Here is an 11379-nt window from a genome sequence, read left to right as displayed (position 1 = left end):
CTGTCCGTCAACTGCTTCTTTTGATAACATTAATTTTCCTGGCATTATACTTTTCTCATTTTGCTTTCAGGGGTAAGAATTCCGTACATGACCACATTCCAGAACTCCTTAAGTACCTGCTTCGTGGTTAAAACACTGGCGTCTATATTGAACACCGCGTCAACGCAGGCTTGCATAATTATGTCAAGCACATCAAGATCTATATCCGGCCTGATATTTCCACTGGCTACCCCCTGCTCCATAAAGCTTTTCTTATGTTGCGACAGGAAGTTTTGCATATCCATAACCTTTTTCCATTCATCCGGGAAATGTTTTTTAAGTTCAAAGGCCAGTTGCTCATTCCTTGACGGTTCCTCGCAGATAAACGCTGTCATTTTATCCACCCAGGCGCCTTCAGACTCTAGAATTTTGAGGATTTTCTCTTTTTCCGTTTCAACAAAGCTTGTACAAACCGCACTGATAATATCTTCTTTCCCTTTAAAGTACTTGTAGACTGTTTTAGTGCTGATCCCCAGATCGGCGATAATATCCCCGATCGTGAATTTCCGGAAACCGTATTTTTGGATTTGTTCCATGGCCGAGTGTATAATTCTGTTTCTCATATCAGTCAACCCCAACCCTCATTGGAAAATAATTTGTTTTCCATCTTTTCCATGTTAGCATTCACCAGCTAATTGGTCAAGATTAAAAACTCCGAATTTAATCTTACATGATTGGAAACAATTTACTCATACAACAAAGGGGGTTATAAAAAATGAGGATGTTTTACGGAGGGGCGTTGGACGGTTTTGGCATGGGCTTGTTGATGGTACTATGTCTGGCAGCGGTTTATATTGTTTTCCTGATTTCTGGAGGACGGTGCGCTGGCGCCGGCCCCGCAATTTTTAAATCACGACAACGTAGCAGCTGGCAAGTCGTTGGAGAAGCTTACCCGTTACGACATTCAAACTGTCATCTGCTACCACGGCGGCCTGTATCAGGACAACCCCAACCGGCGCATTGCCGAACTGGCCAAATCCAATATTTAATGTTGATTAAGAAAAGGTGCTTATTTGGAAAAGAACAAGGCCAGCCTTACCGCGCTGATAACTGCCTACGGCCGGGCCTACCACGCAGTGCATGATGAGCCCAAGATTTTTGATGACTTTCTGGCCTATCAGTTTTTTACAGAAGAAGAACGGGCAGAACTGGAGAAGAACCTGGCTGAGTCCTTAAAATTTTTTGACCCCGAACGCGCCGTCCGTTTTATCCAAAAAACATGGCGACTTATCACTCGTTGGTATAGAGAAGCCTTCTGTTGCAACAAGGGTTTTGATCTGCTCGACAGCCTGCCGCCCTACCGCTTCACCCGCCCGGATGCACTCTTCGGCTTTGTGAAACTCATACCACCTTATTTTTTCAACAGCAGGTTTCAACAGTATGTAATTTTTCGACAAAATCTTTTCTTGTTTGAGTATTCCAACGTGTTGCTCGTTCAGTTTCAATGAACGGTCAATAATTTTTATAGATGCGGGCATCGACGAGTTAAGCCAGCGTCTCAGATTCCCCATCCAAGCCATTTGCCTGCCTTTTTTTGAGGCTATTTCCTCACACCATTTCCTTGCCCTTATCAAGATATCAGCCCGATCAACCTGCGAGCAGACATCCACGGCAACTACAACATCCGAACCTGCTTCCTGAACTGCCGCTAATGGTACGGGTGTGCTTATCGAACCATCCACAAGCAAATGTGAACCAGCCTTTACCGGATAAAAGATACCTGGTAAGGCGGTGCTTGCCCTTAATGCCTTAGCCACCGGACCTGAGTTAATACGTACTTCTTCTCCTGAAATTACGTCAGTGGCAACAACGACCAGCGCTTTTTCTAATTGGTTAAAATCTTTCCCACGGGCTAAAATATTAAAGTACTTTTCTAACCGGTTTCCAATAATCAATCCTTGACTTGGTAAAGACGGATCTGCTAATTCGAACATTTGTCTCCACCCAATTTGAAAGACCATGTTCTCCATTTCCTTGATTCCATATCCCGCGGCATAAACGGCGCCTACCACTGCTCCCATGCTGGTGCCGGCAATAACATCAATAGGAATGTCAGCCTCCAGCAAAATCTTAAGTACTCCCAGGTGGGCATAGCCCCTGGCGCCACCCCCGCCGAGCGCCAGCCCTATCCTAGGCCTAACATTGCCACGTTTCATTTCTTTTCCTCCAATACCGGTTTTACTTTAAACCAGGCCGCGTACATAGCCGGAAAGACCAGCAGTGTGAGTACGGTAGCCCCCAATAAACCTCCCCCGATGGCGGTTGCCATCGGCCCCCAGAAGGCGCTGCCGGATAGAGGTATCATGGCCAGTATGGCTGCCGCCGCCGTCAGCATAATGGGGCGAAACCGTGATATTGTAGCGTTGATGATGGCATCCCAGGCCGGCAGGCCCTCTGCTATAAGCTTTTCAATTTGATCTATCAAGATGATGGAATTCCGTATAATCATCCCGCAGAGGGCCATAATACCAAAAATGGCCACAAACCCCATTGGTTTCTGGAACAGCAGCATGGCCGCGCTTACCCCGATAATACCCAGGGGAGCTGTAAGCAAAACCAGTATCATTTTGGGGATGCTTTGCAGCTGCAGCATCAACAGGGTCATGATGATTACAACCATGGCAGGTACAGGCTGCATCAACAACCCTATCCCCTCGTCTCTTAACTCAACTGAGCCGCCCATTTCGATACTATAACCGGGAGGCAGGTTTTTACGCAACTCTTCCAGATCTTGATACGCTTGTATGGTGGCGTCATTGCCCGTAATGCCGGGAACAGTGTCGGCCTGGATGTCAATGGTCGGTTTCAGGTTTCTGCGCCATACCGTTCCTTCCTCCGCGCCGTAACTGATTTCGGCGATCTGCCCAAGAGGGACAAACTTGCCGGCGCCGGCCGCAACACTTAAATCCTTAACCCGGGACAGGTCGTTGGGATCCAGGTCCGCCGCACGGTAAACAATATCAATCTTTTTATCACCCTCGCGGAACTCGGCGATGGGTATGCCGGATAACTTCGACTGCAGGGCGACAGCCAGACTCTGCTTGTCGATACCGAGCGCGCGCGCTTTGTCCTGGTCGATATGCAGACGCATGGTTTTGGTTTTTTCGAACCAGTTAAAATTAATATTAAGCAAATTGGGGTTTTGAACCATGATATCCCTGGCCTGTGAGGCTATTTCCCGGACCTTGTCCCGATCATAGCCCGAAACCCGGAGCATAACCGGATAAGCGGAACCCGGCCCCAGCGCAAGCACCTTGGTTTTCATCCGGACGTTTTCAAATTCCCGGTCAAATAGTTCTTCCAACTCCCGGCGCAGTTCATCCCTTGCTTTAGTGTCTTTCGCCAATATTACGAACTGGGCGTAATTGGCATTATCCTGAGGCAGGCCTGCAACCGAGAGAACAAACCTCGGCGCGCTTGTACGGGTATAGCTTGAAAAGTTAACAATGCGCGGATCATCCTTCAGCTTTTCAGCTAATTTGGCCGCTTCCTGCTCGGTAGCTTTTAGAGAGGACCCTTCCGGCAAACGCATGTCAACAATCAATTCCGGGCGGGTGGAATTAGGGAAAAATTCTTTGGGGATATAATTCATCAACTGAATGGATAAAATGAAAGCCGCTACCGCCAGGGCGATTACCAGCCAGCGCACCCGCAGCGCGCCTTCCAGGACCCGCCTGAACAGGCGGTAAAAGCGGGTGTTGTACAGGTTGAACTCATGCTGGCCGCCAGCCGTCTTCTTTAACTGAATCAAACGGCACCCCAGCAAGGGAGTGACCGTTCCCGCCACCACCCATGAAATCATCAGCGAGATCGTGACAACCCAGAAAATACTACCCACGAATTCCGACGCGGCGCCAACCGAAAAGCCGACCGGCATGAACCCCGCACAGGTAACTAAAGCGCCGACCAGTCGCGGCAAAGCGGTTTGGGCAAATGAAAAACTGGCGGCTTTTGCTTTATCCCAACCCTGTTCCATCTTCACAAGCATCATCTCTATTGAAATGATGGCGTCGTCCACCAGCAGGCCCAGGGCAATAATTAGCGCCCCCAGGGAAACCCTGTGCAGGTATATTCCGGTGTAATTCATGCAAGCAAACAGGGCGGCCACGATCAAAGGTATGCAAAAGGTGACAACAACACCCGCACGGGCGCCCAGGCTGAGAAAACACACGCATAAGACGATTGCCAGGGCTTCCACCAGAGTCTTGACGAACTCGTTAATTGAATTTTTGACCACTTCCGGCTGGTTGGCCACCTGGTGGATTTCCATCCCCAGCGGTAAATTTGTGCGGATATCTTCCACTGTTGCTGCGAGGTCGTCCCCCATGGTTAGGATATTGCCGCCTTTCTCCATGGAAATTGCCAGTCCGACAGCCTGCCGGCCGTTATAAAACATCTTCTCCTGAGCAGGCTCGGCATACCCCCGGCGCACAGTGGCTATGTCTCCCAAGCGGAACACGCTGTTATTAGCCCGGATGGCCAGGTTTCGAATATTATCAATGTTTTCAAAAATGCCGCTTACCCTTAAATAAACGTTATCTGATGACGTTTCCAGCATCCCTGCGGCGGCTACCGCGTTTTGACTCTGCAAAGTTTGTATTATTGATGATTGGTCAACACCAAGCTGGGCCAGTTTGCTGCTTTCGATTTCCACAAAGATTTTTTCCGGCTGGACTCCAACCAGTTCAACCTTCGCAACATTTTTAACGCCGAGCAGTTTCTGGCGGATCTCTTCGGCGTATTGCCTTACCTCCTCATGAGTAAACCCCTCCGCCGTCAATGCGTAAATGTTGCCGTATACATCGTCGAACCTGTCGTTAAAAACGGGGGGCAGCACTCCTTTAGGAAACGTCGCGGCAACATCGTTAACCATGTTGCGCACTTCCTGCCAGGTCGGCCGCAACTGTCCTTCTTTAACCTCGTACTTCAGGCTCAGGAAAATCACCGACTGGCCGGGCATGGAATAGCTCTCGACCTTATCGAAACCCGGTGTTTCCTGAAGCTTCCGTTCGATTTTATAAGTAACCTGTTCTTCCACTTCAGGTTCGGTGGCGCCAGGCCAGGCCGTGGCGATTACCATCTGGCGGATAACAAAATCAGGATCTTCAGACCTTCCCATTTGCTGGTAAGATAACGCTCCAAGCGTAAAAATCACTACGATAAAAAAATATACCAGTTGTTGTTTTTTCAGCGCCAATTCAGCCAAATTAAACTTACTCATCTGGCTTCACCCGCGCTAGTCCGCACTCTTTGCCCTTCGCGCAGTTTTTGCACACCGGCGGTGACAATAATCTCGCCGTCTTTAAGTCCTTCAAGTACCTGAACCTGGTTGTCTCCAAAGGCGCCAACCTTTATGGAGCGCAAGTGAACAACACCGTCATTTACAACCCAAACCGCGGGAGTGTCTCCGGTTTGATAAATCGCCGACAAAGGGATATAAGCAGTTGCCTGTTGCCGTGCCGCGCCGCTTATGATTACGGAAGACGTCATGCCAAGTTCAATTCCTTCCGGCGGATTTACCAGACTGACACGCACTTTATATGTACGGGATACTTGATCCGCCACGGGCGATATTTCCCTCACCCGGCCATCTATAACCACATCGGGCAAGGCCCAAAATTTGACCTGGATTTTTTCTGCCTTGCGCAATTCATCAAGGCGATTTTCCGGGACATTTATTTCCACCTCCCGCTCGCCGTCCCGCACTATCGTTACTACTTGCGGGCGGGAAGTCACCACACCGGGACCCACCATCTGCCCCACCTCACCATCAATGCTCTTTACGACACCATTACAATCGGAATACAGGTTAGTGTAATTCAATTGATTCACAGCTTGTTCATATTGAGCCGTAATCTGCCGTACCAATGCTTCGGCGGAATTATAAGTGTTCTGAAAGCTGTCGTATTCCGCTTTACTTATGGCTTTTTGCTCATATAGTTGCCTGTAGCGCTTTAAATTGTCCGTCGCCAGATTCAATTGAGATTGAGCCGAAGACAATTGCGCTCCAATCGCGTCAATGTTCTGCTGAAAATCCCGTGCATCAAGTTGCATAAGCAAATCCCCTTGTGTTACGATACTTCCCAAATCAACATAACGATTAATAATTTTTCCGTTAACCTGAAAAGCCAGTTTTGTTTCATTGCGACCGCAAACTTCTCCCGGATATACCGATTTTAGGTTCCCTTCAACGCTTTTTATGGTTAGTGTCCGGACTAAAGGAGCATCTTCCTTGACCTCTTGTGCCTCGGGCGAACATCCCATCAACCACAAAGACGTAGAAAGAGCCAGGAGAAAAACAAGAATAATTCTGCCGGACTGGACGATCGTTCTTTTTTGTGTTTTCACAGGAGACCTCCTAATAAGTATCTATTCAAATAATTACACCTGACTGATATTAGTCAGTTAAATAGTGAGGCTAAACTATTTTGCTGCTTTTATGTAAATATCTTAGCGAAATGACTGTTATCAGTCAGTATAATACAAAAAATTTTAAGTCCTTCTGAATTTTAACCTGCCCTTCTCTATGCCCAGGGCTGTTTCGATAAGCCTTTCACCAACAAATATTTTCCCGGCAAAGACGTTCGGATTAGTTTCATCAGGCTTTTCCAGATAAGATTCTATAATGGGCAAAAGGATTGTTACAAAATAATCCAACGCCGCCGCCGGATATGGTATATTCATTGTCCCTTCTTTTTGCCCTTGTTTAAAGACTTTAAGAAGGCTGGGTTCAGCAAGTTTTTTAGCGTGATTTTCTATCTTGGCCATTAAGTGCAGTTGTTTCTCTTCAAATAAAACAGCTAATAATGATTCTTCATTTTTTATCTTGTCAAAAAACAATTGCACTATCTGGCAGATTTTTTCCTCCGCGGAAATGGCCTGATTGTCCACCAACTCCTCAAGCTCATTAATAATGAGTATGACCATACGTGAAATGATCGCTTCCAGGACATCTTCTTTAGTTTCAAAATAGTAATAGAAGGTCCCCTGCGCGACGCCGATATTTTTCACGATATCGCTGACCGAAGTCTGGTGATAACCCCTGGTACGGAATAATTCTTCCGCGGCATCAATCAGTTCCGCTTTTCTAATCTCTGGATCCTTAGTAATTCTGGTTATTATCAGCACCTCAATTTCCACTGACTGCAATCAGTCAGCATAATCGTACCTCCAAAATATTTTGTTGTCAACCATTATTTGGGACTATCGAACTAAATGCTGAGCATATACTCCTCTGTCACATGTACTTCAACATTATACAAACCCTGCTTGACCGACCAGTTCCTGACCCGTGGAAAAGGGACGTCTTTTTTCAGGGACTTGAAGGTTATATAAGGTTTAGCGCTGCCTTTTAAGTCGTACAAAATAGTGATTTCACCGGCGGAAAATGTTTTGGTGGCAGTCTTTCCCTGTTCCATAAAAGAAACGATATATTGATTTTTGGCTTTTTTCATCTCTAAAATATCCGCTTTTTTAACGGGCAATTTTGATAATGTATATTCAACAAAATCTGAATAATCTCTTTTTGACTTGAAATACCCTACCACACCAAAAACAATAACAAATAGGGCTAATATACCAACAGCTAATAAAAAATAGATCATTGACACCCTCCCCCTGTTCTACCTCACAAAATTACGGATCATGTCGACAATATTGCTGAAGCCGTTATTTTGGGCAAGGGTCAGCGCCGTTTCACCTGTTTCCGTTTTAAGATCAATGTCAGCGCCTCTTTCCAGCAACAGTTTTACCAGTTCTTCGCTGCCCGTTTCCGCAGCGGCCATCAAAGCGCTCCACCCTTCTTTACTCCTGTCATTCACCCTGGCCCCGTTGTCCAGCAAAGTCTTGACCACTCGCACATGGCCATTGAACGACGCCCACAAAAGCGGCGTCTCCTGGTCATCATTCGCGGCATTCACGTCAGCGCCGTTTTTAATCATCTCAGACAGCCACCTGGCGTCGCCGATCCTGGCCGCGTAAATCAGGTCGGCATTTTTCAAAGAACCAGCCTGGTGTAGCGCCTGTAGCAGCTGGTGGTTTCCTTTCTGCTTGGCAAGGTCCAGGGCGCTCCACCCTTTGCTGTTTTTAACCTGGACGTCGGCCCCTTTTTCCAGCAAATAATGCGTCATCTCAAAACTGTCTGAATAGACAGCTGTCATGAGCGGGGTCAAGCCCTGCCCGTCACAGGCGTTGACATCGGCGCCGCTGTCAATCAGCAGCCTGGCGATCTCCTGGTTTCTCGCGTTTTGCAGTGCGGCCATCAACACAGTAACGCCGCTGTTGCCGCGGGTGTTTACATCCGCTCCGCAGTCCAGCAGCGTTTTAACAACTTCAGCATGACCGAAAAAAGCGGCGTAAATGAGCGGGCTCATGCCATTTTCATCCCGCACGTTGACATCCATCCCTTTTTCCTCAACCAGGTATTTAATCTTTTCCGGTGGATCCCCCCGGCCTGCCGCCTTAATCAATTTATTTACCGCCAATGACAATACCTCCCAATATCAATAACAAATTAAAGTTTTACCATTTTAGTAATTATAACCTGTTTTATGAGTTAAATCAGCAACAGTAATGTAGTTGAAGACAATTAAAAACAAAAAGCGCCTGTGGGGTTATAAAATACAGGCGCTTTTTTACTTTTTAATAAAAAGTAAAAACTGTGATTACCAGCAAAACCAGGAGAATAACCGGCCAGTATAAAAGCTTCGGAATCAGGTTATCCCGGTAGTGGACAAAACACAAGTTGTTTTCCGAACCAAATACGAAGGAATTAACAATAGTAAACAGGATCGCAAAATACATTGCAATGTAGAAATATTCCAGGTACAGCACTTCCCTGACGGGAAAATCCCCCCTGAGCTTTATATGCACCAGCAAAACTGAAAAGAACAAAGCGGAACAGGATCCCAGGACCGACGGCAGTTTAAATTCGGCTATTTTGGATCTTCCCCCCCGCGGGTCCTTAAAAAGTCCTTCGAAATACTTGTAGCTGATTCACTGTTTAGGTAGAATAAAGAATGTCCCGGGCTATGGAAACAGCTGAAAAACCAACAAAGAGGAGAAATAAGTTGAATATAAATCAGGTTGATATTATCGCGCTTATAGCAAAGGATACCGGTCTTCCACGGCATAAAGTGGAACATACGGTCAGTCTCTTAGCCGACAACACCATTCCTTTTATTGCCCGTTACCGCAAAGAGCAGACTGGTGAGCTGGATGAGGAACAGATCCGTAATATTGACGAGCTAAATAAGCACTACACCAGCCTCGAACAGAGAAAGTCGGAAATAATTCGCCTGATTGACGGGCAGGGCAAGCTCACCGGTGAACTGCAGGCTAAAATCACCAGCTGCACCAAACTCTCGCAGTTAGAAGATTTATACCTGCCCTATAAGCCAAAGCGCAAAACCAGGGCCAGTACTGCCAGAGAAAACGGTCTTGAACCTCTTTCAGCATATCTTTTGTCCTTCCCAAGTTCTGGAAGCCCGGAGGAAGAGGCTTCGTCCTATATATCTGAAGCAGTCCCCACAGTTGAAGATGCCCTGCAGGGAGCTATGGACATAGTCGCTGAGATTGTCGCCGAGGATGCCGACGTGCGCAGCTGGGTGCGCGAGCAAACCCGGCGGACCGCTTCCCTGGTCACCAGCGTGCGCAAAACCTCTGAAGACAAAATATACCTCAACTATTACGATTACCGGGAACCGGTCGGCAGAATAGTGCCGCACCGTGTACTGGCCATTAACAGGGGCGAAAAAGAAGAAGTACTGAGTGTGTCTGTTGAAGTGGATGAAAATCCTATCATCAAGTGGATCAGCAGCAGATTCTTAAAGGAAGGGACCGCTACCACCAGCTATGTTGACCGGGCGATCAGGGACGGGTACAAGCGGCTCATTGCCCCCTCCGTGGCACGGGATATCCGCAATGAATTAACTGAGAAGGCAGCGGCTCAGGCGATCAAGGTCTTTTCCCAAAACCTGCGCAGCCTGCTGCTCCAGCCGCCGGTGCGCGGCAAGGTCGTGCTGGGCATAGACCCGGCTTACCGTACGGGATGTAAATGGTGTGTCATAGACCAGACGGGGAAGCTGCTGGAGACAGGGGTGTTTTACCCTACCCCCCCTCTGAAAAAAATTAAGGAGGCCGAAGAAATCCTGTCCGGCCTGGTAGAAAAGTATGGGGTTACGGCCATAGTGATAGGCAATGGCACAGCCTCCAGGGAAACAGAGGTCTTTGTGGCAGAGTTTATCAGGTCCTATAACAAGCCGGGGCTGTCTTATACCATTGTCAGCGAAGCCGGAGCAAGCGTTTATTCCGCCTCCAAACTGGCCAAGAAAGAATTTCCCGGCCTGGACGTGTCAGAACGGGGCGCGGTTTCCATAGCCCGCCGCATTCAGGACCCCTTGTCCGAATTAGTCAAAATTGAGCCGCGCGCGGTAGGTGTGGGCCAGTACCAGCACGATCTTCCTCCCAAACAGCTTGATGAAAAGCTTGCCGAGGTTGTCGAATCTGTCGTAAACTACGTGGGTGTTGACCTTAACACAGCTTCTGCGCAGCTGTTGGGCTATGTGGCCGGCATCAAAGCAAAAGTTGCCGAAAATATAGTCCAGTACCGTGATGAAAACGGTGGTTTCAAACGCCGCAAGGAGTTATCCAAAGTGCCCGGGCTGGGGCCCAAGACACTTGAGCAGTGTGTTGGTTTTTTGCGTATCAGCAACGGGGAAAACATCCTGGACGCAACAGCAATACACCCGGAGTCATACGACCTGGCCTACCGCTTGATTGATCTGATCGGCTTCGGGCTGAATGAGGTTGGCCGCCCTGAAGCCAGGGCTAAGATTGCCCGGGTCGATGTCAAGGAGATCGCGGCGCAGCTCGAAGCCGGCGTCCCGACCCTGAGAGATATTTTAGACTCCCTGGCCCGGCCGGGCAGGGACCCCAGGGAGGACCTGCCGGCGCCGGTATTCCGCACCGACGTTTTAAGCCTTGAAGATCTGCGGCCCGGCATGGAACTCAGCGGCACTGTCCGCAACGTGGTGGATTTTGGGGCATTTGTTGACATTGGCATCAAAAATGACGGGTTGGTTCACATTTCACAGCTGTCGGACACCCGTGTTAAACACCCCCTGGACCTGGTTTCGGTAGGAGACGTGGTCAAAGTATGGGTACTGGCGGTAGATTTGGAAAGAGGCAGGGTATCTCTTTCTATGAAAAACAGGGTGTAAGGCTCTTCGTGAACCTTCTCCGGGACAAGCCCGGAGGTTTTCAGGGGCGAAGTTCTATAAAAACTCCTCCATTCAATATAAAAACTAACATGGAATAATAATTGTTAATTCTGTGTTAGCT

9 protein-coding genes are annotated in these 11379 nt (G+C 48.1%); 1 reads left to right on the top strand and 8 read right to left on the bottom strand.

The window, feature by feature from the left end; translation table 11 throughout:
- Positions 1-44 precede the first annotated feature (44 nt).
- The 8 genes from Pmgp_RS05435 to Pmgp_RS05395 form a co-directional block, all read right to left on the bottom strand.
- On the bottom strand, positions 45-602 hold the full coding sequence (locus tag Pmgp_RS05435; RefSeq protein ID WP_134212961.1) for a TetR/AcrR family transcriptional regulator: 558 nt from the start codon (positions 600-602) through the stop codon (positions 45-47).
- A gap of 609 nt (positions 603-1211) precedes the next feature.
- Entirely contained in the window at positions 1212-2195 is a 984-nt protein-coding gene (locus tag Pmgp_RS05425; RefSeq protein WP_134212960.1) for a patatin-like phospholipase family protein, read from the bottom strand.
- Positions 2192-5260, bottom strand: a complete 3069-nt coding sequence (locus tag Pmgp_RS05420) for an efflux RND transporter permease subunit (RefSeq protein WP_134212959.1) — start codon at positions 5258-5260, stop codon at positions 2192-2194. Before Pmgp_RS05420 ends, Pmgp_RS05425 begins: the two co-directional genes overlap by 4 nt.
- Positions 5257-6387: an efflux RND transporter periplasmic adaptor subunit gene (locus tag Pmgp_RS05415; protein ID WP_205077947.1), complete on the bottom strand. Its 1131-nt coding sequence runs from the start codon at positions 6385-6387 to the stop codon at positions 5257-5259. The genes Pmgp_RS05420 and Pmgp_RS05415 overlap by 4 nt, the downstream gene beginning before the upstream one ends.
- A gap of 144 nt (positions 6388-6531) precedes the next feature.
- Entirely contained in the window at positions 6532-7167 is a 636-nt protein-coding gene (locus tag Pmgp_RS05410; protein ID WP_192902798.1) for a TetR/AcrR family transcriptional regulator, read from the bottom strand.
- Between the two features lie 83 nt (positions 7168-7250).
- Positions 7251-7643 (bottom strand): hypothetical protein, encoded by a 393-nt coding sequence (locus Pmgp_RS05405; RefSeq protein WP_134212957.1) that lies wholly within the window; start codon positions 7641-7643, stop codon positions 7251-7253.
- Positions 7644-7661: 18 nt separating this feature from the next.
- Positions 7662-8522, bottom strand: a complete 861-nt coding sequence (locus tag Pmgp_RS05400; protein ID WP_192902797.1) for an ankyrin repeat domain-containing protein — start codon at positions 8520-8522, stop codon at positions 7662-7664.
- Positions 8523-8679: 157 nt separating this feature from the next.
- Positions 8680-8931, bottom strand: a complete 252-nt coding sequence (locus tag Pmgp_RS05395) for a hypothetical protein (protein WP_153189188.1) — start codon at positions 8929-8931, stop codon at positions 8680-8682.
- Between the two features lie 176 nt (positions 8932-9107).
- On the opposite strand from Pmgp_RS05395, the gene Pmgp_RS05390 reads away from it, so the two are divergent.
- Entirely contained in the window at positions 9108-11258 is a 2151-nt protein-coding gene (locus Pmgp_RS05390) for a Tex family protein (protein ID WP_243119740.1), read from the top strand.
- Positions 11259-11379: the final 121 nt, after the last annotated feature.

The organism is Pelotomaculum propionicicum, from assembly GCF_004369225.1.
Classification (GTDB): domain Bacteria; phylum Bacillota; class Desulfotomaculia; order Desulfotomaculales; family Pelotomaculaceae; genus Pelotomaculum_B; species Pelotomaculum_B propionicicum.
The sequence above is the reverse complement of the archived record's forward strand: the minus strand, read 5'-3'. Positions and strand labels throughout refer to the sequence as shown.